The sequence below is a fragment of the Rhizobium nepotum 39/7 genome, assembly GCF_000949865.1.
Classification (GTDB): Bacteria; Pseudomonadota; Alphaproteobacteria; order Rhizobiales; family Rhizobiaceae; genus Agrobacterium; species Agrobacterium nepotum.
Map to the genome: position 1 here is coordinate 268185 of NZ_JWJH01000003.1, position 23163 is coordinate 291347.

At 59.2% G+C, this 23163-nt stretch carries 20 protein-coding genes; 11 read left to right on the top strand and 9 right to left on the bottom strand.

What is annotated here, in order from left to right; all coding sequences use genetic code 11:
- Positions 1 to 2: 2 nt before the first annotated feature.
- On the bottom strand, positions 3 to 1268 hold the full coding sequence (locus tag RS75_RS04410; protein WP_045017735.1) for an ABC transporter substrate-binding protein: 1266 nt from the start codon (positions 1266 to 1268) through the stop codon (positions 3 to 5).
- A gap of 267 nt (positions 1269 to 1535) precedes the next feature.
- On the opposite strand from RS75_RS04410, the gene RS75_RS04415 reads away from it, so the two are divergent.
- The 3 genes from RS75_RS04415 to RS75_RS27045 all read left to right on the top strand — a co-directional run bounded on the left by RS75_RS04415 (position 1536) and on the right by RS75_RS27045 (position 3343).
- On the top strand, positions 1536 to 2549 hold the full coding sequence (locus RS75_RS04415) for a substrate-binding domain-containing protein (protein ID WP_045017737.1): 1014 nt from the start codon (positions 1536 to 1538) through the stop codon (positions 2547 to 2549).
- A gap of 177 nt (positions 2550 to 2726) precedes the next feature.
- A complete protein-coding gene (locus tag RS75_RS04420; protein ID WP_045017739.1) occupies positions 2727 to 2924 on the top strand; it encodes a hypothetical protein in 198 nt (65 codons plus the stop codon).
- 230 nt (positions 2925 to 3154) lie between these two features.
- Positions 3155 to 3343 (top strand): hypothetical protein, encoded by a 189-nt coding sequence (locus tag RS75_RS27045; protein ID WP_052679652.1) that lies wholly within the window; start codon positions 3155 to 3157, stop codon positions 3341 to 3343.
- Here the strand turns inward: RS75_RS27045 and RS75_RS04425 are convergent.
- Positions 3318 to 3893 (bottom strand): DNA-3-methyladenine glycosylase, encoded by a 576-nt coding sequence (locus RS75_RS04425; protein ID WP_045017741.1) that lies wholly within the window; start codon positions 3891 to 3893, stop codon positions 3318 to 3320. The genes RS75_RS27045 and RS75_RS04425 overlap by 26 nt on opposite strands.
- A 68-nt stretch (positions 3894 to 3961) precedes the next feature.
- Here RS75_RS04425 and RS75_RS26745 point away from each other — a divergent pair, with 68 nt between their 5' ends.
- The 4 genes from RS75_RS26745 (at position 3962) to RS75_RS04445 (ending at position 7143) form a co-directional block, all read left to right on the top strand.
- Positions 3962 to 4345 (top strand): hypothetical protein, encoded by a 384-nt coding sequence (locus tag RS75_RS26745; RefSeq protein WP_045017742.1) that lies wholly within the window; start codon positions 3962 to 3964, stop codon positions 4343 to 4345.
- Positions 4342 to 5127 (top strand): SDR family oxidoreductase, encoded by a 786-nt coding sequence (locus tag RS75_RS04435; RefSeq protein ID WP_045017745.1) that lies wholly within the window; start codon positions 4342 to 4344, stop codon positions 5125 to 5127. Before RS75_RS26745 ends, RS75_RS04435 begins: the two co-directional genes overlap by 4 nt.
- Before the next feature lie 155 nt (positions 5128 to 5282).
- The gene (locus RS75_RS04440) at positions 5283 to 6338 is read left to right on the top strand and encodes a L,D-transpeptidase family protein (protein WP_045017748.1); all 1056 of its coding nucleotides are present in this window, start codon (positions 5283 to 5285) and stop codon (positions 6336 to 6338) included.
- Between the two features lie 19 nt (positions 6339 to 6357).
- Positions 6358 to 7143 carry a L,D-transpeptidase gene (locus tag RS75_RS04445; protein ID WP_045017751.1) on the top strand — a complete coding sequence of 262 codons (786 nt, stop codon included), beginning with the start codon at positions 6358 to 6360 and terminating at the stop codon, positions 7141 to 7143.
- Positions 7144 to 7220: 77 nt separating this feature from the next.
- On the opposite strand, the gene RS75_RS04450 is transcribed toward RS75_RS04445, so the two are convergent.
- From RS75_RS04450 to RS75_RS04460, 3 genes are all read right to left on the bottom strand, one after another.
- Positions 7221 to 9041 (bottom strand): methyl-accepting chemotaxis protein, encoded by a 1821-nt coding sequence (locus tag RS75_RS04450; protein ID WP_045017754.1) that lies wholly within the window; start codon positions 9039 to 9041, stop codon positions 7221 to 7223.
- 143 nt (positions 9042 to 9184) lie between these two features.
- Positions 9185 to 10519 carry an aspartate aminotransferase family protein gene (locus tag RS75_RS04455; RefSeq protein WP_045017756.1) on the bottom strand — a complete coding sequence of 445 codons (1335 nt, stop codon included), beginning with the start codon at positions 10517 to 10519 and terminating at the stop codon, positions 9185 to 9187.
- Between the two features lie 277 nt (positions 10520 to 10796).
- On the bottom strand, positions 10797 to 11864 hold the full coding sequence (locus tag RS75_RS04460; protein ID WP_045017882.1) for an IS110 family RNA-guided transposase: 1068 nt from the start codon (positions 11862 to 11864) through the stop codon (positions 10797 to 10799).
- 273 nt (positions 11865 to 12137) lie between these two features.
- On the opposite strand from RS75_RS04460, the gene RS75_RS04465 reads away from it, so the two are divergent.
- The 4 genes from RS75_RS04465 (at position 12138) to RS75_RS04480 (ending at position 16741) form a co-directional block, all read left to right on the top strand.
- Entirely contained in the window at positions 12138 to 12686 is a 549-nt protein-coding gene (locus RS75_RS04465) for a cupin domain-containing protein (RefSeq protein ID WP_045017758.1), read from the top strand.
- Between the two features lie 618 nt (positions 12687 to 13304).
- On the top strand, positions 13305 to 13985 hold the full coding sequence (locus RS75_RS04470; RefSeq protein ID WP_045017761.1) for a sugar transferase: 681 nt from the start codon (positions 13305 to 13307) through the stop codon (positions 13983 to 13985).
- 193 nt (positions 13986 to 14178) lie between these two features.
- Positions 14179 to 15465: a polysaccharide biosynthesis/export family protein gene (locus RS75_RS04475; RefSeq protein WP_045017764.1), complete on the top strand. Its 1287-nt coding sequence runs from the start codon at positions 14179 to 14181 to the stop codon at positions 15463 to 15465.
- A gap of 7 nt (positions 15466 to 15472) precedes the next feature.
- Positions 15473 to 16741, top strand: coding sequence for an O-antigen ligase family protein (locus tag RS75_RS04480; RefSeq protein WP_045017766.1), 1269 nt, complete (start codon positions 15473 to 15475; stop codon positions 16739 to 16741).
- Positions 16742 to 16761: 20 nt separating this feature from the next.
- Here the strand turns inward: RS75_RS04480 and RS75_RS04485 are convergent, their stop codons facing one another.
- The 4 genes from RS75_RS04485 to RS75_RS04500 all read right to left on the bottom strand — a co-directional run bounded on the left by RS75_RS04485 (position 16762) and on the right by RS75_RS04500 (position 23054).
- Positions 16762 to 17256, bottom strand: a complete 495-nt coding sequence (locus RS75_RS04485; protein WP_045017768.1) for a hypothetical protein — start codon at positions 17254 to 17256, stop codon at positions 16762 to 16764.
- Positions 17257 to 17369: 113 nt separating this feature from the next.
- Complete coding sequence (locus tag RS75_RS04490) at positions 17370 to 18728, bottom strand: HlyD family type I secretion periplasmic adaptor subunit (RefSeq protein WP_045017771.1); 1359 nt, start codon at positions 18726 to 18728, stop codon at positions 17370 to 17372.
- Between the two features lie 8 nt (positions 18729 to 18736).
- The gene (locus RS75_RS04495) at positions 18737 to 20956 is read right to left on the bottom strand and encodes a type I secretion system permease/ATPase (protein ID WP_045017774.1); all 2220 of its coding nucleotides are present in this window, start codon (positions 20954 to 20956) and stop codon (positions 18737 to 18739) included.
- Between the two features lie 76 nt (positions 20957 to 21032).
- On the bottom strand, positions 21033 to 23054 hold the full coding sequence (locus RS75_RS04500) for a hypothetical protein (protein WP_045017777.1): 2022 nt from the start codon (positions 23052 to 23054) through the stop codon (positions 21033 to 21035).
- Positions 23055 to 23163: the final 109 nt, after the last annotated feature.

Genomic DNA, 23163 nt, shown 5'->3' on the forward strand with positions numbered 1-23163 from the left:
GATTACCAGCCGTTGCCTTTGAGATCGGTCAGTTCAACCTCGAGAAGTTCGAGATTTTCCGCGGCCGTGCCGTTGCCAGAGAGCGTGTTGTGAACAGCGCCCCAGAACTTGGCGGAAACCTCGTTATATTTCACCTTGGCCGAGGCGGAGGGACGTGGAACGGCGGTCTCGAAGATCGGCTTCCATGTCGGCATGAAGGGCTGTGCAGCGGCCACATCCTTGTCGTCGTATAGCGAAGCGATAGTCGGCATGTTGGAGAGCTGAACGGCGCGCATCTTCTGGGTTTCCTTGGATGCGATGAACTTCACGAGCTGGATGGCCGCTTCCTGCTCGTCGGAATATTTCGAAACGGCAAGGTTCCAGCCGCCGAGTGTCGAAGCCGGGGCTTCACCCTCTGCTCCCGCCGGAAGCGGGGTGACGCCGAACTTGCCCTTGATCGCGCTGTCGTCGCCGTTGCCGAGTGCGTAGGCATAGGGCCAGTTGCGCATGAAGACGGAGTTGCCGGTCTGCCAGACGCCGCGCGCTTCCTCTTCCTTGTAGGCGAGTACGCCCTGCGGTGCGATGGTGCCGACCCAGCCCTTGGCGGCTTCGATGGCGGCTGCGGCCTTCTCGTTGTTGATCGAGATGTCGCCATTGCTTTCGACGATATGGCCGCCGCCGGCCGATGCTATCCATTCCAGCGCGTTGCAGGTCAGACCCTCATAGGCGCTGCCCTGGAAAACGAAGCCCCAGAGGTCCTTCTGGCCGGCTTCGCGCTCCTTGTCCTGAATTTCCTTGGCGGTCTCGCTCAGTTCCTTCCAGGTCTTCGGCGGCTGCTTGCCGTATTTTTCCAGAAGGTCCTTGCGGTAGAACAGGGCCGGTGCGTCGGTGAACATCGGCATGGCGACAAGCTTGCCGTCCACGGTCTGCGACGCCACGATGGAGGGGAAGTGATCGCCGATGACATCCTTGGTCGCCTCGGTCAGATCCACGAATTGTTCGGCCAGCTGCGGCGCCCAGATCACGTCTGTCTGATAGACATCGACATCCTTGTTGCCGGCGGCAAGCCACAGCCGGTACTGGCTGAACTGCTCGCTGGACGACGACGGCATGGTGACCAGGTTGACCTTGTGGCCGGTCTCTTTTTCGAAGGCGGCAATCCGCTCGCGGAAGAACGCAACGTTCTTGCCGGTCGAATTGGCGGCGATGGAAAGTTCGGCCGCCTGCGCCGAAACCGCCGCAGAAAGTACGCTGCCGCACAGGAACAAAGTCTTCATGGAAATATTCATTGTCAAACTCCTCCGTTGACGCTTCCGATCATCCTCAAAATTGAAAGCGCTTTTGACTGATATGAGGCTCGCAAAAGCCAAGCAATCTGTCAATACTCTTTCTGATAGCGGGAAAATCGGGAGTTTTCGCATGCAATTTTCACGGTTTGCCTTTCGAAATAATGAACTGTAAGGTTTCAGGTGAGAAAAAATTGAAATCGTTTTCAATTTTTGTCGGCTTGAAAAATCTGCCGAGGCAACGCATGCAAGGGCAAATTGGCAAAAAACATGAAGCTCAAGGAATTCGCAGAAAAGGTCGGGCTGTCGCCCACCACCGTCAGCCGCGCGCTGGGCGGCTATCCGGAGGTGCGCGAGGAAACGCGCCAGCGTGTGATGGATGCTGCGCTGAAATACGGCTACCGGCCCAACGCCAATGCCGTGCGTCTGGCAACCGGCAGGGCCGGCGCGATCGGCGTCGTCATGGGGCGGTCCGGCGGCGGGCATTTCTTTTCGGAGTTCATGGGCGGCATGGCGACCCGGCTGGAAGGGGAAGAGACCGACATTCTCGTCAGCGTCACCGTCGACAACAATCTCGACGAGGAACTGGCGATTTTCAGCCGGCTGGCATCAAGCGGCCGGGTGGACGGCATCATCGTGCATTCGCCGCGCCCGGCGGATGAGCGTATCGCGCTGCTCAACCGGCTGGGCGTGCCCTTCATAGTCCATGGCCGCTCGAAAACGGCGTTCGAGCATGCCTGGCTCGATATCGACAATCATGACGTGACTTACCGGCCCACCATCCATTTTCTGGAGCGCGGTCATCGTCGCATCGCCCTTATCAACGGCCCTGTCGGCCGCACCTTCGTGCAGGACCGCGAACAGGGTTTTCGTGAAGCGCTGGCCACCCACGGCATCACGCCGGACCCGCGCTTCATGATGAGCGAGCATTTCAGCGAGGATGCTGCTTTCCGTTTCGCCCGCTCGCTGCTGGAGCAGACGCCGCGCCCGACAGCCTTCGTTGCGGGCGCGATGATGACGGCGCAGGGGGTCTATCGCGCCGCAACGCAATTGGGATTGACGATCGGCAGGGACGTGTCCGTCATCGCCCATGACGACGTGTTTCCTTACCTTACGCCGGAAAGCATGATGCCGCCGCTTTCCACCACCCGTTCGCCCATGCGCATGGCGGGTATGCGGGTGACGGATCTGCTTTTGCAGATCGTCGGCGGTCGTCCCGTCCGCGAGGTTCAGGAATTGTGGCCCGTGGAACTGATCCTGCGGGAATCGGTCGGTCCCGCCTGAGCTTGTCGTCATAGCTCACTGATTCCATTCCATTTTGTGAACGTCAATTGATTGCCGTTCGCCTTTCGTCGTCTATACGCCAGCGCCATCTCATGTATAATCGGAATTGTCACGGGCGTTTGGAACAGGACCCGGATCAGCGCGTTTAGGGGACGTGTTGAAGGAGGAGGAGGACGGATGTTTGGATTCTTGAAACCGCAACAGCAGACTGTGATCGATGACGTGGAGGCAACCGGCACTTACGCCGATGCGCTGCTCAACGTGCCAAGCCCGGAACTGAACCGTTCCACCGCTCGCGAGCACGGTCACGAGGCCCACTCCCGCGATTATTGCGAAACCCGCGATATCTCCCGTAGCGCGCTCGGTTTTGCCTGAGCATCGCAAAAGCTTTCCTAAAAAACGGAACTGACCGGCGCTTCCCCGCGTTTTCCTGCACGACCCGCAGGGCGGCGCAAAGGACCGAAGGGACCTGACCGGCATTTGACCGGCGGGCAAATTTGACGCTGCGCCGCCTGAGTAGCGACGGCGCGATTGCGCTGTCCCAACAGATGAAAGCGCAGTCTCGGTCCGTGTAGGACAAAGAGCGTTTATATCAGGAGGCCGCAATGTCGACCGTCCCCGTCGAACCTTATCCCGAACCGCCGATGCCGGTACCGCCGCAGCCTGAGATACCGCCGGTAAAGGAGCCGGAGCCCGACAGATTGCCGGACGAGGTGCCGGTGCCCAATCCCGATGAAAACGACGAACCGCCGAAGGTACTATCGGTTTTCAGACCTTTTCGAATTTCTTGCTGACGAAGGCCGAGCCTTCAAGCCCGAAACGCCACGGATAATCCTTTGCGCGGCTGATGCCGATGCGTCTGCCGCTGGTGACGGCGGCAGCCTCCTTCGGCAGGCGGAGGAAAAACGGCGGACTGTCCAGCGGTGCCCCGTCCATCTCTCCGGTAATGGCCAGAGCCTGGCAAAGCCTGCCGGGGCCGGAACATAGGAGTTTCAGCTTGTCGGTTCCCCGCCGCAGTTTCATCATGTCCATGCCGGTCAGGGGTTCGACGGCGCGCAGGAGCACGGCAGAACCGGGAGCGCAGACGAAGTTGGCGCACCAGTGAATGCCATAGGACCGGTAGACATACAGACGGCCGGCCGGGCCGAACATCGCTTTGTTGCGCGGGGTTTGCCCGTTGAAACTGTGCGATGCCGGGTCGTCCGGATGATAGGCTTCGGTTTCCACGATGATGCCGCCGGTATTGCCCACGCGGAATTCCGCGCCGATGAGAGCGCGGGCCACGTCCACCGCATCGCGCAGGAAGAACCTCTCCTGCATTTCCGGGCCAAAGGCCTGATCCATCTGGAACCCCTTCCGCTCCGCCATCGTTGTGAATTCAGGATTTAGTGATCCAAACCGGAGGGCATGTCATGCAACTTTCTACGACCTATGTAAAACGGGATAACGGTGTCGTCTCCGTCGAATTCGTCGGCCGTGACGGCGAGCAGGTCTCGGTTCGCCTTGCCGACGGTCTGAAAGGGATCGACGACGCGGAGGCCATTAAACGCGCCAGCGCAGTGATCACCCAGTTGACGGCATTCGGAACGCGTGTCATCGCGGATGCGCCCTCGCAACTCTCCGCTCTCGGAACAGCGCGGGATGAGGCCCCTCACGGGCAGGCCAGCGCCCGCACATCGAAGGACCGCGACATTCTGGAGGAGGAACTGGATGAAGGGCTGGAAGAGAGCTTTCCAGCCAGCGATCCGGTCTCGGCGGTCGGCACCTCGATCGCTTCCAGAAAAGGAGGGCTGTGACATTGGCTTACGGTAAGGTCGCCCTCATCACGGGTGCAGGTTCCGGCATCGGTCGGGCTGCTGCCCTCCATCTGGCTGCGGAAGGTTTTGTCGTCGGTCTCCTCGGCCGCACCGAATCCGAACTGAAGGCGGTGGAACATGAGATTGCCGCTGAATCCGGCTCCTCGAAGGTCCTTGTCGCTGATGTGGCGGACGAGGTCGCGATGCACAACGCAATCGAGACGTTGGTGCGGGCGTTCGGCCGCCTGGATGTCGTGGTGGCCAATGCCGGTGTTAACGGTGTCTGGGCGCCTATCGACGAGCTGAAGCCTTCCGAATGGGATGATACGATCCGCATCAACCTGCGCGGCACCTATCTCACCGTTCATGCCAGCGTGCCGTATCTGAAGGCGGCGGGCGGTGGCTCCATTGTCATTGTCTCTTCGATCAACGGCACGCGCACCTTCACCTCGCCGGGCGCTACGGCCTATTCCGTGACCAAGGCCGGGCAGCTTGCCATGGCCCAGCAACTGGCTCTGGAGCTTGGGCGTCATCGCATTCGTGTCAACGCGGTGTGTCCGGGGCAGATCGAAACGGCGATCGACGACAATACCGACATACGCGGGCGCGAAAAGACCGAGGTGCCGGTCAGTTTTCCGGCGGGCGACATTCCGGTCACGGGCGGCGAGGCGGGATCGAGCGACGATGTCGCCGCACTGATCGGTTTTCTCGCTTCGGACCTTTCGCGTCATATAACCGGCACGCCGGTATGGATCGACGGCGGGCAGGGGCTGCTGCGGTAGCGGCGTGCCATCACAGGCTTGTGTGCCTATGATTAACGAAAGGGTAACGTCTGTTCACGAGACTTTGTCCAGGTGCGAGGTTGCCGCCATATGGCCACCTTCGTTAGGTAAGCGTCTGCCGGAATGGCGGGCAAATCAGGCGGGCTGAACGATCCATGGGCATGAAGGCATTGCTGGACTTCGCAGTTGCGGGGCTGCGGCACAGGGTAAAGGCAGGGGTGAGAATAGCTGCGGTCGTCGCGATCGGCGGTAGCCTTGCGGCGTGCACTTCCATGGGTCTCGACAGCGTCAAGAAAGACCCGCCGAAACTCTCGTCCAAGATGATGGCGCAGATGTCCGCCAGGAGCATGCGCCCGGAAAGCCCGGTTCTGGTGCGCATCTTCAAGCAGGAAAGCGAACTTGAGGTCTGGAAGATCGACAAGACCGGAAACTATGCTCTGCTCAAGGCCTACCCGATGTGCCGCTGGTCCGGAAAGCTTGGGCCGAAGATGAAGACGGGCGATCGCCAGGCGCCGGAAGGTTTTTATCATGTCTCGGCGGGCATGCTGAACCCTAATTCGCAATATTACGTCTCCTTCAATCTCGGTTATCCCAACCGGCTGGAATCGGCGCTCGGTTACACCGGCGAAGCGCTGATGGTGCACGGCGCCTGTTCGTCGTCGGGCTGCTACGCGATGACCGATCAACAGGTCGGCGAGATCTACGCCATCGTCGCCCGCGCGCTGCAGGGTGGGCAGGACCGCTTTCAGGTGCAGGCCTATCCTTTCCGCATGAGCGCGCGGAACATGGTGGCGCATCGGGACGATCCCAACATGCCGTTCTGGCGTACACTGAAGGAAGGCTACGACTATTTCGAGGTGACGCGCCGTCAGCCGAAGGTTTCGGTTTGCGGCCGGCGATATGTTTTCAACAGCGAATTTGCCGAAGGCGAGCCCGCCGATCCGCTGGCGGCGTGCCCGCCTGCGCTCAACCAGCAGGACCCGCTGGTGGCTTCGAAACTGGCCGAGGAGCAACAAAAATTTGCCGCCGCGATGAACGAGGGAACTTCCGCCCCCATCAGCGCGTATGTAGACGGCGGCATGCATCCGAGCTTCCGTGCCATTCTGAAATCCAGCGGTGCCAAGTCCATGGCATCGCAGGTTTCCGGCACGAAGTACCCTATCAGCCGCCCCGAGGCGGCGCTGGCAGATCCCTTTGCCAGTGCGAGATGACGTAAATGAGGTTTTTCAATTGAACGACAAGACAACGACCCGGCGGGGCTTCCTGCTTGGAGCCGGAGGACTGGCGCTTGCCGGCCTTGCTGGCTGCAACACCACGGCGCGCGAGACCGCACGGCCCGCCGCGCCCGCCGACGATCCGATGTATGCCCTGATGTACGGCCCCAAGCCGGACGAACAGTTTCCGTTGCCGGAAATTCCCTACAAGCGGATCCCGCGTCAGTTCCTGCGGCAGATGGTCGAAAACCCAACGGGTGAGCGCCCCGGCATCATCGTGGTCGATACCGCCAACCATTTCCTCTATCTCACCTATGAGAACAACCAGGCCATGCGTTATGGCGTCGGTCTCGGCCGCGCTGGTTTCGAATGGGCCGGTCGCGGCGTGATCCAGTACAAGCGGCAATGGCCGCGCTGGACGCCGCCCGACGAGATGATCGCGCGCCAGCCGGAACTGGAACCCTATAGCGGCCGCAATGGCGGTATGGAGCCTGGCCTCAAGAACCCGCTCGGTGCGCGTGCGCTCTATATCTTCAAGGATGGCAAGGACACGATCTACCGTCTGCACGGTTCGCCCGAATGGTGGACGATCGGCAAATCGGTATCCTCCGGCTGCGTGCGCCTCATAAATCAGGATATCGTCGATCTATACAACCGGGTGCCGGATGGTACGCCGATTGTGGTGACGGCGCTCGGACCTGCGCAGCAGGGCGTGCCGATCGGCGAAGCGGGCGTGCCCGTGGCGCAATATGGCGGCGGCGTGGTCGGTGACGGCCTGTCTCAACCGATGCAGACCTACTGATAGACAAATTTCCAGTCGCCGGAGACGGCGGCTGGAAATGGCGGCTGAATGAAGGCGTAGTCGCCAGCGCTTCAGCCTCAGGCCACGTGACGTATCATGTCGCGGCCACCGGCATTCTTCATCTCGAGACGGAAACGGGATACCAGCGCCCGCAACTTTGCCGTCTCCGTGGCGAGCGTTGCCGAGGCCGCGGTGGATTGTTCCACCATGGCCGCGTTTTGCTGGGTGGCCTGATCCATGGCGTTCACCGCCGCGTTGATTTCGGCAAGACCGGTCGATTGTTCGGCCGCCGACGTGGCGATGGCGTTCATATGGCGGTCGATGCCGGCGATGCGCTCGCCGATATCCTTCAGCGCCATGCCGGTGTCTAGAACCAGTTTCACGCCGCTTTCCACTTCCGTCGACGATTGTCGGATATGGTCCCGGATTTCGCTTGCGGCCTTTGCTGCGCGCTGAGCCAGATCGCGCACTTCCTGCGCCACCACGGCAAATCCTTTGCCGGCTTCGCCGGCGCGTGCAGCCTCAACCCCGGCATTCAACGCCAGAAGATTGGTCTGGAAGGCGATCTCGTCTATGACGCCGACGATGCCGGTGATCTGCCGGGACGAGGTTTCGATGCGGCGCATTGCCTCTTCCGCATGGCCTACCACCTCGACCGATTTCAGTGCGCTGTGGTTGGCGTCGGTGGCGGCGAGGCGTGCCTCGGCGGCGCGTTTGTTGGAGTTCGAGACATTGACCGTGATTTCATCGAGCGCTGCGGCGGTCTGTTCCAGAGACGCGGCCTGATTTTCCGTGCGGCGGGATAGATCGCCGGCGCCGGCGGCGATTTCCCGGCTGCTGCCGTCAATCGTGCCAATGCCGTCGGAAATGGCGAAGAGCGTTTCGGCGAGTTGCCGCACCGAGCTGTTGAAATCGTGCCGCAAGGCCTCGAACTGAGGGGCGAAAGCCTCATCGAGCTGAAAGGCCAGATCACCCGACGCCAGCCGCTTCAGGCCGGCTGCAAGGCCGGAGGTGGCGATGCGCAACCGTTCGGAGGCATCTTCCTCCGCCTGCCGCCGTGCCGATTCCTGATCGGCTTCAGCCTGCTGTCTGGCTGCTGCGGCCTGTTCTTCGAGCGCGCGATTGGCAATCGCTGCCTGGCGGAATATTTCGACCGCACCGGACATGGAGCCGATCTCGTCCTTACGATCGGTGCCAGAAGGTGGGTGTGAGGTGTCGCCGCCCGCAAGGGTTTCCATGTTCTCCGACAATCGCAGGATGGGACGGATGACCGATTTGCGGGTGAGAAGGAAAAGCCCGGCGGAGAAAAGCGCTGCCAGAACCAGCAACCCCTTCAAAATGAGATTGATTGTCGTCTTGGTCTTTTCGCTTTCAGTTGAGGCGGCGTTGGAAAGGGCTTCGATCTGGTCGCCCGCCGTTTCCATCGCTTTTTCAAGTGTCGAAAACTGCCGCATGAATTCCGGCATCAGCTTGATCGCTTCTGTCGAGCCGGTGCCGGCAAGACTGACAACCGCATCGGCGGCGTCGATATAGGCGAGAAGCGGCTTTTCGACACTGTCGATGACCGGCTTGACGTCCGTGCCGGCTGACAATGACTTGTTCGCCTCGATCATCTCGCGGAAGGTGGTTTCATGTTCCGCAAGATCAGCCTTTACCTCCTTGAGGTCCAGACCCATGCTGGCATCGGTGGAGAGAATGGCGGCGAGCACGTCGGAGCGCAGCGCATCGTGCATCATGTCCGCCTGCATGTGTTTGCGCAGTACATCGGCGGAAAGCGAGACATATTCGCTGTTATGATTGAGGGTCTCTGTCGCCCAGATGCCGATGCCGGCGGCACTTCCGGTTATGGAAAAAATGGCAATGCTTGCTAATATTATTTTATTCTGAATCGACGCCATGGAGCCGTTCCTGCTGTTGGTTATACTTCAGGAATATAATAGAATATGATTAATAAATAATATGTCTTCGTTCTGGCCTTGGCGAAGGCAAAAAGAAAGGCTGCAGTTTTATTGCAGCCTTTCTGTAATGGATTCGTATATTTTTAATTTGCTCTTTTCAGCGCGTCGCCGAGGATCGATACAATATCGTCAAAATGGGATTTCTCGGCGATCAGCGGCGGCGAAAGGGCGATGATATCGCCGGTGACGCGGATGAGCAGGCCGCGCTCGAAGCAATCAACGAAGATGTCATAGGCGCGTGCACCAATGGCGCCATCACGCGATTGCAGCTCGATGCCGGCGATGAAGCCGATGGTGCGGATGTCAATGACGTTTGGCAGGCCTTTCAGCGAATGGATGGTATCGTGCCAGACATCCTGCAATTCGGCTGCACGGGTAAAGAGCCCCTCGTCGCGGTAGATATCGAGCGTAGCGATGCCGGCAGCGCAGGCGACCGGGTGGCCGGAATAGGTATAGCCGTGGAACAGCTCGATCTGGTTCTCCGGCCCATGCATCAGCGCATCGTGCACCTTGCGGCTGGTGAAGACCGCGCCCATGGGGATCGCGCCATTGGTCAGCCCCTTGGCAGCGGTGACGATATCCGGCGTCACACCGAAATAGTTGCTGGCGAAGGAAGAGCCCATGCGGCCGAAGCCGGTGATGACCTCATCGAAAATCAGGAGAATGCCGTGCTTGTCGCAGATGGCGCGCAGGCGCTCCAGATAACCCTTCGGCGGCACCAGCACGCCGGTTGAGCCGGCCACCGGCTCCACGATGCAGGCGGCGATGGTTTCGGCGCCATGTAGGGCGACGAGACGTTCCAGATCGTCGGCAAGCTCGGCGCCATGTTCGGGCTGGCCCTTGACGAAGCTGTTCTTCGCTAGGTCGTGGGTGTGTCGCAGATGATCGGCGGGGATTTGCGGAAAAACGCGGCGGTTGTTGACGAGACCACCGACGGAGATGCCGCCGAAACCGACGCCGTGATAACCGCGCTCGCGGCCGATCAGGCGGCTGCGGGTACCCTGGCCGATGGCGCGCTGATAGGCGATGGCGATCTTCAACGCCGTATCGACCGATTCCGAACCGGAGCCGGTGTAGAACACCCGGTCAAGTTTCGCACCTTCCGGGCCGGGTGCGATTTCCGCCAGACGCTCGGCGAATTCGAAGGCGACAGGATGGCCCATCTGGAAGGAGGGCGCATAATCCATGGTCGAAAGCTGGTGTTTGACGGCGGATGCGATCTGGTGGCGGCCATGGCCGACATTGACGCACCACAGGCCAGCCGTGCCATCGAGAACCTGACGTCCGTCATTGCTGGTGTAATACATGCCCTCGGCGCTCGTCAGCAGTCGAGGATTGTCCTTGAACTGCCTGTTGGCGGTAAACGGCATCCAATAGCTGTCGAGCGAGGTGGAATTTGATCGGCTCGGGTTATCCATAGTGGTTCTCCAATGAAAGAACTCAAGGGCAAAAACGCTTGTTCCGCGTGGCTTTTCCCTGGGTTCGGTTATGTTTTGAGCGGCGTTTCGGCCGATCGACAAAATCTTCCTCGTTCGAAGGACGGCATGTTACGTCCTTCGGTCTTGAACCATTCTCCAATCCGTGACCCTGATGCCGTTTCCTTCCGGCTTCGGTCACATAGTGGCGTTCGGCTCCCGGCTTCCCATTCTCCTGTAAGAGCGCAGCCCAGACCTGCCGGGGCTCGCTAAACCACTATCAGGACAGCCGGGATATCGTCGACAAGGCGCCTTCCTCACCATTAGCGCGCCGTTCATAGGGGCGCTGGTCACGCAGGATCTGGAAGGCGATCGTCAAAAGCTTGCGCGCGACCGCGACACGCGCCTTGTTGGTTCCCTTGAACTTCAGATGCTCATACTGGGCACGAAGTTGTGGGTCGGTGGCGACGGCCGGGGCGACCGCCTCGACAAAGGCCCAGCGCAGCCATTTGTTGCCCTGCTTGATGATCTTCCCATGATAGGTCTTGCCACCGCTCGAATAGGTCGAAGGAACAAGCCCGGCATAGGCGGCCAGCTTCTTCGGATTACGGAAGCGGCCGATGTCATCGATCTCGGCATCGATCAGCCGGGCGAAGAACTCCCCGATGCCGGGAATGGTCTTCAACAGCTTCACATTGCCGTTGGTCTTCGTCATTGCCTTGATCGTCATCTCCGACTGCTTGATCCGCCCGTCGATGTCACCGATGAAGTCAAGCCCGCGGTCGATCTGGATACGATCGATATCTGACACCTTGATCGTAGCGAGCTGCTGCCGGCCGGCCTTGCCGAAAAGGTCGCCCAGCTTCTTCAACTGCGTCGTCTGCTCCGGGTAACGATCGAACACTGTCACGATCCGGTTCTTTGTCATCGTGCGCAGCCGCACGTAGAACATCCGCTCGCGCAGCGCGATGCGCAACTCCCGCGCCTTCTCTCCGGGAGCCCAGGCTTCCGGCACAAGATCGGCGCGCAACAAGTGCGCAAGCACCGTCGCATCGATCTTGTCCGTCTTGATCCTGGCGTCGGCAATCGCCTTAACCTTCAGTGGATGCGCCAGAACGACATCGTCGCAGATGTCCTCCAGCCAGTCATACATCACCATCCAGTTGCGGGTGGCTTCCACCACCGCGTGGCTGTTCTCCCGATACCGTTCCAGGAACAAACCGAGAGACTGGTGGTCATTCTTCACGCGACCGGATCGTAACGTCTTCCCGGCAGAATCCTGCACGACAAGGTGGCTGTCGCTTTTGTGGTAATCCACGCCGATGTGATAATCATAAGGGGTAGTCACGCTTTGCTCTCCTTCACTGAGTTTGTCAAAACCCAGATAAGGTAAGCCAAACGGCGCCAAGCGTGACTGTCCCAAGATCATATCCATCTCAGATATCTGTTCCTTCAATGCTGGGTACGGCCCCTTTCATGCCACCTCCTGTTCGTTGCGGTGATTGAAAGCTATTTTCCGGACTGAACAAGCCCTTTTCTTTCTGTGGCCAAGCCATTGAAAATGTTATAGGAGGGAGAGATAGTTTTCGATATTTCGAACAACGGCAACGGGGGCCGCAGCATGTCGGTGGATATAGGCGGGCGTTTGCGCCACGTGCGGCTGCGACACAATATTTCCCAGCGCGAACTGGCAAGACGCGCCGGCGTTACCAATTCGACGATTTCGCTGATCGAATCCAACACCTCCAACCCGTCTGTCGGTGCGTTGAAACGTATTCTCGACGGCATACCGATCGGCCTTGCCGAGTTTTTCGCCTTCGAGCCGGAGACGAGCCGCAAGGCTTTTTACCGAGCGGATGAACTGGTCGAGATCGGCAAGGGGCCGATATCCTTCCGGCAGGTGGGCGACAATGTTTTCGGCCGCAGCCTGCAAATCCTGAAGGAACGTTACCAGCCGGGTGCAGACACCGGCAAGGTGCCGCTGGTCCATGACGGCGAGGAAGGGGGCATAATCCTCTCGGGGCGTCTGGAAGTGACGGTGGACGAAGAGAGGCGGGTGCTCGGGCCGGGAGATGCCTATTATTTCGAAAGCCGCAGGCCGCATCGCTTCCGTTGCGTCGGTCCCGTGCCGTGCGAGGTCATCAGCGCCTGCACGCCTCCTACCTTTTGATTCCCCTGTTTTTTGCATCAAGCTACATCTGAAGAGCAATCAGGCCGATGCGAATTGAGAGAATTCGGTCTGTCTGGAAAGATTTTCTACGATCCAGTGGGTCTTCAATACAGATTCTTGCCACTGTTTTGCCGCTTTTGCGCCGCTCTTCCAACTTCTACATCGCTTTTTCTTGGTCAAACTAGTCCACCCGGTAAAAAAATCCCGGCTAATATGTCAAATTTTATATGCATTGCCGCAATCTTGCTGCGGTGCAAAAAAATTTAATAGTCCATTCCATCCTTGGCTGTTCTTGGCGTTCCTGTCTCACCTGATTAAGTCACAAGAAACACATAAGAAAAGACTGCCGGAGGTCGAAAACGCAATACATGCGGGAACGATACCCATGCTCTCAACACATGGCCGCCGGCACATTTGTTGCTTTTTTATGCAACCCTTAATATTGCCCGGACGGTGATCGGCGGCTCCCGCAAGAAATCGCATAGACGGTGATAGGCAATGTGCCTTACAAAAAATCCATTAGCATCAAATTCCGAACACAGACTTGTTATCTCTTTTAGACGGAAAGACGCGCCTCCGGGCACCGACCAATCGCAAAACATAAATGGAGTTCTCTCTATGAAGTCCGCGACCCAATCGGCTGAACAGACACTCAGCAGTTCCGAAGATTTCGATGTCAGTTTCCCTATCGGGGGCATCGCAAAACGCAGCTTCGATATGGCATCGGCTGTGCTTGCGCTGCTCATCTTCAGCCCTATTTTCCTGTTGATCGCCGCACTGGTAAAATTGTCCGATCCCGGCCCGGTCTTTTATGGCCACCGGCGTGTGGGACACAACGGCCGTTATTTCCATTGCCTGAAATTCAGGACGATGGCGATGAACGGCGACGAGATGTTGCGGCAATATCTTGCCGCGAACCCGGAGGCCGCCGAGGAATGGCGCGCCACCCGCAAACTCAAGAACGATCCGCGGGTGACCGCGGTTGGCGCCGTTCTGCGCAAGCTCAGCCTCGACGAGCTGCCGCAGCTCCTCAACATCGTCCGCGGTGAAATGAGCGTCGTTGGCCCACGCCCCGTCGTTGACGAGGAACTGAGCTACTACGAAAGCGATGCCGCTTATTATCTCAGCACCCGTCCGGGCCTGACCGGCCTCTGGCAGATCAGCGGCCGCAACGACGTAAGCTACAAGACCCGCGTGGCTTTCGACACCCAATATGTTCAGAACTGGTCGATGCGACAGGATGTCTTCATCATCGTCAAGACCATTCCAGCCGTGTGCCTTTCGCGCGGAAGCTACTGATACCGATATTGAGTTTGGCTTTATCGATCTTTGTTTTGACACGCACCCCGACCGGGATCCCAAGTCCGGTCTTCGGGTGCGTCATTGGTGTAAATCGTAATGGCCGCTTTTTGCGGCGCTGCGCAGCCGGCCTTGTCCGGCTGCTCTATCGCCTGATCGCCCGCGTGGCGATCCGCAAACAGGGAGTTTCCCGATGAACGGCCTTTTTGCCGCCACCAGCCGTCCGCTTGCCACAAAAACCGCCGGACAGACTTTCGCCGCTCTTCTGCTTGCCGCATCCGTCGCATTTGGAGCGCCGCTTTCCGCATTGGCTGCGGATGGCGCCAACTATACGCTCGGTACCGCTGACAAGCTGCGCATTCGCGTTGCGGAATGGCAGCCCGCCGATGGCAGCATCCGCAACTGGGACGTCATCAACGGCGATTATTCCGTTGGTCCGTCCGGCGCGCTGTCCTTGCCCTTTATCGGCCAGCTTGACGTCGCGGGTAAAACGCCCTCGGAAGTCGGTGAAGCGATCGGCGCGCAGCTTCAGAGCAAGTTCGCGCTTCGCAACCTGCCGTCGGCTTCCGTCGAAATCGCCCAGTTCCGGCCGATTTTTTTGAGCGGCGACGTGCAGACTCCAGGCGAATACCCCTATGCCGCCAATCTCACCGTGTTGAAGGCCGTCAGCCTTGCCGGCGGCCTGAGGCGTTCCGACGCCGGGCAGCGTTTTGCCCGCGACTTCATCAATGCGCGCGGCGATGCTGCCGTTTATGACAACCAGCGGGCAAGGCTGCTCGCCCGCCAGGCGCGGCTTGTCGCCGAGGTGAAGGGTGATCAAAACATCGCCAAGACGCCGGAAATGGAAAAGATCGCCGAGATCGATACGCTTCTGGCCAGCGAAAGCGCGCTGATGAAATCCCGGACCGAGCGTTATACCTTGCAGCTCAAGGCGCTGACGGATCTGCATGCGCTTCTGGAAAGCGAAGTCGAATCGCTGAAGAAAAAGTCGGAAACGCAAAACCGCCAGCTTCAGCTCGCCAATGAGGACCGCGACCGCGTCAACCGGTTGAACGAGCAGGGGCTTGCGCTGTCGCAACGGCGTATTTCTGCGGAAGAACGTGCGGCGGAGGTGGAATCCACCCTGCTCGATATCGACACGCAGTCGCTGCGTGCCAAGCAGGACATCAACAAGGCGACCCAGGATGAAATCAACCTGCGTAACGACTGGGTGGCGCAACGCTCGAAAGAATTGCAAGATACAGAAGCGGAACTGGACAAGCTCAATCTGCAGCTGACCACCAGTCGCGAGTTGATGTCGGAGGCGCTGGCGCAATCGGCCGAGGCAATCCGTTTCGATCCCTCGGGAAAATCCGCCACGATCAGCTATGTCGTGGTGCGTGAGGAAAACGGCAAGCCGAAGGAAGTGAAGGTGGATGAAAACGCCCTTCTGCAGCCCGGCGATGTCGTCAAGGTCGCGTCCGAAATCCTGATGCAGTGAGGTTTTCATGCGGATCGCCAAATCGGCGCTGATCGATCCCGAACGCAATGAAGTCTACGGAATGGCGGCGATTGCGCTGTCATTCTTCGTTTTCGCCTATTCCTCGCGTTTTGGGCAAATCTCGGTTCTGGCCTATTATGGCACCTGGCTACCGCTGGTGGTGGTCAATTACCGGCGTGTACTCGGCAATTATCCGCGCTATTTGTGGATATCCGCCTTCGGCATTCTGACCGTGCTGTCGAGCTTCTGGTCGGAGGCCGCGTCGGTGACCATGCGCGCCTCCATCCAGTATATGACGCATATCGTCTGCGCGCTCATCGCCATGCGGGTGATCTCAATCCGCACGCTGACGCGCGGCGGGTTGATCGGCATCGCCGTGGTGCTGCTCTATTCGCTGCTGTTCGGTGTCCACCTCTTCGATGCGCTGGATGGAACCTACAGTTTCGTCGGCGCTTTCTCGTCAAAGAACCAGCTCGGCTTTTACGCCTCGCTCGGCGTTATTTTTGCCGTATCCTCCGTATTGGTCCTCAAGCAAAGGGGCATCTGGCTGCCTGTCGCTGGCGTCACCGGACTTTTGTCGGCCTATAGTCTCATTGCGTCGCAATCGGCCACATCCACCATTACCACGGCGGCGGTGGTTGCCCTCATTATCGGCTTCATCCCGATCGGCATGCTTTCGCCGGCCAACCGCAAGATGACCTTTTTTGCGCTCGGCGGTCTTGGTGTGTTGCTAGCGGTCGCTTCCCTGCAATTCGGCCTGCTTGATGCCATTCTCGGCCTTTTCGGCAAGGATTCGACGCTGACCGGCCGCACCTATCTCTGGCAGCAGGGCATCGAGGCGGCGAAACAGACGCCTATCCTCGGCGTCGGATATCAGGGGTTCTGGGTGGCGGGTTTTGCCGATGCCGAGCGCCTGTGGAACGACTTTTTCATTACCGGACGCAGCGGCTTCCACTTTCACAACACCTATATCGAGACGGTGGTGGAGAATGGGATCGTCGGCATGGTGCTGCTCGGCATGGTGCTTTACGGAACGCTGCTCGGACATCTACGTTCGGTGCTGATGCGCCATAGCGATCCGCAGGGCGTCATTCTGTTTGCCATCTGCGCGCTGTTCGTCGTTCGCTCCTTCGTGGAAATCGATATCATCTTCCCCTTCCAGATCGGTTCTTTCCTGCTGTATTTCGCTGCCGGAAAACTCTGCCTTCCGGCGAAATCCGCGCAGAACGGCGAAACCCACCCGGCGATTGGCGTGCGGTTGCAGACGAGAGCTTAAGTGCTACGCAACGCCCTACGTCAGAGGTAATCCGCCGAGACGTGCGGGCTGGCGTGGATGAAGCTCCACATGTCCTTGCTGACCTCGACGATGTCCGTGATCGACTTTTCGAGGTGCTCGATTTCCTTCTCGTCCATGCGTTCGACCTTGCCGTAACGGACCTGGCTGTCGTCTTCCACCAGCCGCATCAGCTGGGTGCTGGCGATTTCGCCCTTCTCGTCGAAGGAATAGATGCAGTGATTGTATTTGTTGCGCGTCTTCGCTTCCTTCTTGAGCCGCGCCATGATGGAGAGAATGGTCTTGCGGTCCGGCGCGGGCGTTGAGGGAAGCTTCGCCAGACGCTCGATGAGGTCCATGCGCGCCCGCGTGGTGTTGAGCGTCAGGAACACGACGATGGCAGCTTCCTTCTCCACTTTCAGGAGATGGACGATCAGATAGATCATCAGGCTTTCGGTGTTGGTCCACACATAATTCAGCCTGCCGACCATCAGCAATACATCCGACATCGCCGCCATGCTGATTCTCCCGCCCCAATGAAATATACTGGCATTCTATGCCCGTCAGTGCAGGATTGACAGTGTATGCCCTAAAAACCGCTGCGCACTTTTACCGGAGATGCTCTATTTCTTTATCTTTCCTTGAAGGCGCGGGACATGCTGTCGGAAATGGGCTTGGTCAGATATTCGAAGAAGGTGCGCTCCGAAGTCTGGATCAGAACGTCGGCCGGCATGCCGGGCACGGGGTGGAAATTATGGACCTTGGCGATCTCCTCGTCGGAAATCTGCACGCGCACGATATAGACGTCCTTGACCTGCATGCCTGCATTTTCCTCGATGCTGTCGGCGGAAACGTAAAAGACCTTGCCGTTCAAAACGGGCGTCGTGCGGCGGTCCAGCGCCGAAAGACGGATCGCGGCGATCTGGCCCTCATGCAATTGATCGATCGAGGTTCTGAGAACCTGCGCCTCAAGGATCAGGGGAACATGGGCGGGCAGGATTTCCATGATCGGCTTACCGGTGGTGATGACGCCGCCGGCGGTATGGTAATAGGCGCGTACCACTGTGCCGTTGACGGGGGAGCGGATGACCGTGCGCTCCAGCACTTCGGCGGCACCGCGCACCTGCTCGCGCACGCTATCGAGATCCGCCTCCGCAATTTCCAATGCGTCGAGCGCTGCCTGCTTGTTGGCATTAAGGGCGATGACCGCTTCCTGCCGGAACTTGGCGATTTCCGCCTCGCTCTGGTTCATTTCGCCGGTCAGGCGGGCGATATCGCCCATGGCATCGGCGATGGCGCGTTCCAGCGCCAGCATGTCGGTCTTGCGGATGACGCCGTCCCTGGCGAGCTTTGCCTTGGAATCGCGCTCCTGCGTTAAAAGCGCCAGTTGCCGGTCGAAGGACTGTTTTTGTCCGTCATAACCCGTATAGCGGAACTCAAGCGACCGGATGTTCTTGTCGATGAGGTTCAGCTGTTCCTCAAGCTTGATGAGCTTGCTGTGGAACACGATGTTCTGGCTCTGGATGATGGACTTGATATCCGGATCGCCGGCTTCCTTCATCACGATGTCTGGTACCTTGAAGCTCTTTTCTCCCTGCGCCTCGGCTCGCAGGCGCGTCACGATGGTTTCGAGGCGGAGCCGCCGCAGCTGCAACATGCGTTCGTTGGCGAGCGCTGTCGTCTTGTCGAGCGTCAGCAACACATCGCCTTCCTCGACGGTGTCGCCTTCGCTGACCATCATTTCCTTGATGATGCCGCCTTCCAGATGCTGGACGATCTTGTTGTTGCCGGTGGCGACGAAGCTGCCCTGGGCGATGATGGCGGAAGAGAGCGGCGCCGTGCCCGCCCAGTATCCAAACCCGCCGAAGGAGGCAAGCAGCACGGCCAGACCGATGGAACTGTGCAGGCGAATGGAACGCGGCACTTCGCTGTACCATTCAAGCTGGCCCTGGGATTTTACCTCGGCGATGGCGGTTTTTTTCCTGAACATGACGATCCTCAACCTTCGATCTGCGGAGACTGGCCGCTTGGCCGGGCATTGCCGGAAATGGCCTTCAGCACGTCCATCCGTTCGCCGAACATGGCGACAGATCCGTCCTTCAGCACCATGATCTTGTCGACGCACTGAAGAAGTGCCGGCCGCTGGGTGATGGTGACGGTGGTAATGCCCTGTTTCTTGGCGTGCAGAATGGCCTTTGCCAGCGCCTGCTCGCCCTGCGTATCGAGGTTGGAGTTGGGCTCGTCCAGTACCACGAATTTGGGGTCGCCGAAGAAGGCGCGGGCAAGCGCGATGCGCTGTTTCTGGCCACCGGAAAGCGGCGCGCCATCGGCGGCGACCACCGTCTCGTAGCCTTGCGGGAAACCGGCGATCAGCTCGTGCACGTCGGCCAGCACGGCCGCCTCATAGATCTGACGATCTTCGACATCGTCGCGCATGCGGCAGATATTGGCCTTGATGGTGCCGGGAAAAAGCTGCACGTCCTGCGGCAGGTAACCGATGCTCTCACCGAATTGCCGCTGATCCCAGTTGCGCAGGTCCATGAGGTCGAGGCGGACATTTCCTGAGGTGGGTAGAATGGAGCCGACCAGCATTTTGCCGAGCGTCGTCTTGCCGGAGCCGGAATTGCCGATGATGGCGAGCGACTCTCCCTTTTTCAGTGAAAAGGAAATGCCGTTCAAGATCACCTTCTTCTGCGGCGGCGGCACGAAGAGGATACGCTCCACATCCAGACGGCCTTCCGGATTGGGCAGCCGCAGGCGCGGGAAGTTTAAAGGCGAACTGATGAGAAGCTGCTTGATGCGGCCATAAGAGGCTGCGGATTTGTTGAACTGGTGCCAGCCTTCGATCGCCCCTTCGATGGGCGCCAGCGCGCGGCCGGAAATGATGGAGGCGGCAATCACCATGCCGCCGGTCAGTTCGCCGGCAAGCGACAGATGCGCGCCCCAGCCCAGTAATGCCACCTGGGTTATCATGCGGGCGGCCTTGGAGACGCCGGAAAACATGATGTTGCGATCCTGCGCCGCCACATGCGACTTCAGTGATCCGGCCGTTTCGCGGCCCCACATCTTCACCGCCTCGGGGATCATGGCCAGAGCATTGATGATCTGCGAGTTGCGCGACATGGAATCGAGATGGAAATTGGCGCGGCTGAGATAACCGGACGCTTCGGAGAATTGTCTGGCGGTGAAACGCTGGTTCAGCCAGGCGATGATGAACAGCACCACGCAGCAGACCATGATGATGATGCCGAGATGCGGATGGACGAGATAGACCACCACGATGAAAAGCGGCATCAGCGGGGCATCGAGAAAGGCGATCAACGTGCCGGAGGTGAGGAAGGAGCGCAGCTGCTGCAAGTCCTGCAATGTCTGGTAGTCCTTGCCGCTGCCATGCAGCGAGGCGCGGGCGGCGGCCGAAAGGATCGGCGCGCCAAGCTGCACTTCCAGCTCGACGGCGGTGCGCATCAGGATAAAGCGCCGAATGGCATCCATGAAGGCCTGCAGCAGAACCGCGCCGAGGACGGCGACCGTCAGCATCACCAGCGTATCCATCGAGCGGCTGGTCAGCACCCGGTCCGAAATCTGGAACAGATAGAGCGGAATGGCGAGCAGCAGGACATTGATGGCGACGGTAAACAGCATCACCACCACCATGTTACGGCGCACGGCAGCAATGCCCTTGGCGAGACTTGCGGCGAAATTGACCGGCTCACTGCGCTTGTGGAAGCCGCTCTGGCTTCCGCCGCCACCACCGCCGCCACCGCCATTGTCTAAGGGATCCTTGCCGTTGCCGCCGCCGCCCGTCACCGGCCGGCGTTCGTTTTCACGGATCGGTCCGTCATTATTGTCGATGGTCTTGACGAAAGGCAGTTCGGGCGCGGTCTTCAGCTCGGTATTGTCCACCTTGGCCTGCGGTGTCGGCGGGGAGGCGGGCTGCCTGTCCTGCTGCGGCGCGGGCCTTTCCCGAGGAGCGTCGCGCATTTGCGCCGGTTGTGCGGTCGGGGAGGGTTGCGAAAGAGGCGGCGTCAGTGGGGTCTCGGCGGAGGGGGGAGCTGTTTTCGCCACCTGTTCCGCGCCGGATAATTGGCGCAGGTTCTCGACGGCTTCGTTGATGGCTGAGATGCAGGCATCCGTCAGCTTGCTGTCTTCCGCGTCCTGATCCAGCGACAAGTCCAGCGAGCGCCCGTCGGCAATGGTTTTTCTTGAAATATGATCCATTTATAGTGGTCCCCTCGGTAATCTTGCGGTGTCTGCGGTTTCGGTGGCGGATGTTTCCTCCTCCGCCCGCCAAAACCTATGCAGTGACCCCCTGCATGACGTCGGATGAATGGGCGCTCGACCACGACATGTCGTGACCGGCATTGATGATGCCATCGGATTCATTCTGGATGGTGGCGGGGTCGTCGTGAAGAAAGGCGATGATCTCGTTCGCCAGCTGGCCGTTTTGCCCCGGTTGCGACGCATCGTTTTCGATGATGCCGCCCTGTATCAGTATGGCGTCGGAATACACTCCGCCGGCAACGTAGGTTGTCGAACCGAAGCTGTCGTAATCGATGATCTGCGCGAGATTGACGACGGCGTTGCTGCCGGTGTCGATGTGGACGGTGGCGTTTTCGTTGTTTTCTAGAACCTTGGCGGCGGCCTGTGTCACATCGTCGGAATCGCCCAGCACGCTCACCTGTTTGATGATGCTGACGTCATAAAGGTTGCCGGTGATGTAGAGAACGTTCAGCCCCTCATAGCCGGCGAAATTGACATCATGGGCAAGCGCATCCGGTATGTTGGGGTCGCGCTCGTTGATCGCGTTCACCGTCTGCGTCATGTAGTCCGGCATGGTTTCGAAACGGTCGTTGCCGCCGACATTGTGAATGGCGGCATCGTTCCACAGCAGGTTGTTGCCGGACTGGATGGTGGCGCCATCGGGCGCACCGGCATTGGCGCGCGCCCAGTCATTGTCGTAAAGCACGGCGATCTGACTGATGATGTTCATGTCCAGCACATTGCCGCCGACGATGATCAGATCGTATTGCATGCCGATGCCGAGGAAATTGGCGATGTTGAGCGCGGCATTGCCGCCCGTCAGCAGGCTGACGCTGGCGCCCGCAGTGGTGATCGTCAGCGTGTCGTTATCGCTGATGAACTGGTACTGCTCGATCCAGTGCACGAAGGACACGTCTCCTTCAAGCACGCTGACACGCCAGGCGGTGGGAAATATCGGCGTTTCACCGTTATCGTTGCTGCTGTCGGCGGTGTCTTCCGCCCCCGGATAGACGCTGCGTTCGAAGCTTGCGATATTGTAGGCGGCAGTTGCCGCGTGGTCTTCGGATTGCGTGAAAACGGAGGCGATGTCGTCTCGGTCGCTATAGATATAGGCTTGGGTGATCGCGTCGATCTGGTGATAGTCGCCCATGACGGCGGTAACGGAGGTCATGACGCCGGTATTGACCAGCGTGGCGATGTTGGCGACGATATTGGCGCCGGCCGCCACATCAAGGCTGTTGCCGGCGGGGCTGTCCTCATGCAGGGAAACATCGCTCTTTTCCGGCTCTTCAGCCGGCTTGGCAATGCCACGATCCGGCATGAAGTCGTCGAGCGTCGGCTTTTCGCTGGCTATGGAGCCATTGATATAGAGGCCGTTGATCTCGTTGCCGGCCAGAACAAAATCCTGATCCGCGCCGGTGCCGAGGGAGGTAACATCGTTTTCACGGGCGTGATCGATATAATCATGGGCGGATTTGGCCAGTGCCTGCAACGCGTCGTAACTGTCGGTGCGCTGGAAAACGGAAAAAGGCGTGAAGACGGCCGCTTCGTTATAGAACTCGACGGTGCGCTGGGTCACGAAACTGGTGTCGCGCGCCACATTTGGGCCGTCCGTCATGTTCAGATAGTCATCGTCCTGAAGAATATTGACCTGCGCGATATGGGCAATGACGGAGCCGGGGCCGGTATGCACCACCAGTTCGCGCTCTTCCTCAAAGGAAAGACGGCCGGGAAAGCGGAAATGCGCGGCTGAAATATCGACCGGTATCGCATTTGCAAGCTGCTGCATGTCGTGTTCGACCATGCGGGCGAAATGCGGTTGCAGATAGTCGAAATCATAATAGCCGGCGTGGTATTTGACGCCGGGATCATAATCCTGCAGCGGAACGTCATAATTCTTGTCGAGCAGCCTTGCCGCTTCGTCATCCGGCAACCGGTCGGGATCCGATTGTACCGCCCCTTCGGTAGGGTTGCTTCTCAGGCGCGCTTCGTCGATTACCGTGTCGAACAGGCCGATGAAATGCGCGATGATGTCTGAAATTCTGTCGATATGCATTGCAGGTCCCTCCCTGATCCTCGCGGCAGGACCCTGGAATGGCGGGCACACATCTCAGAGGCGGTGCTTCATTTCGCCAAGCCTGGTCTTTTAACCGCGAACTGCACCG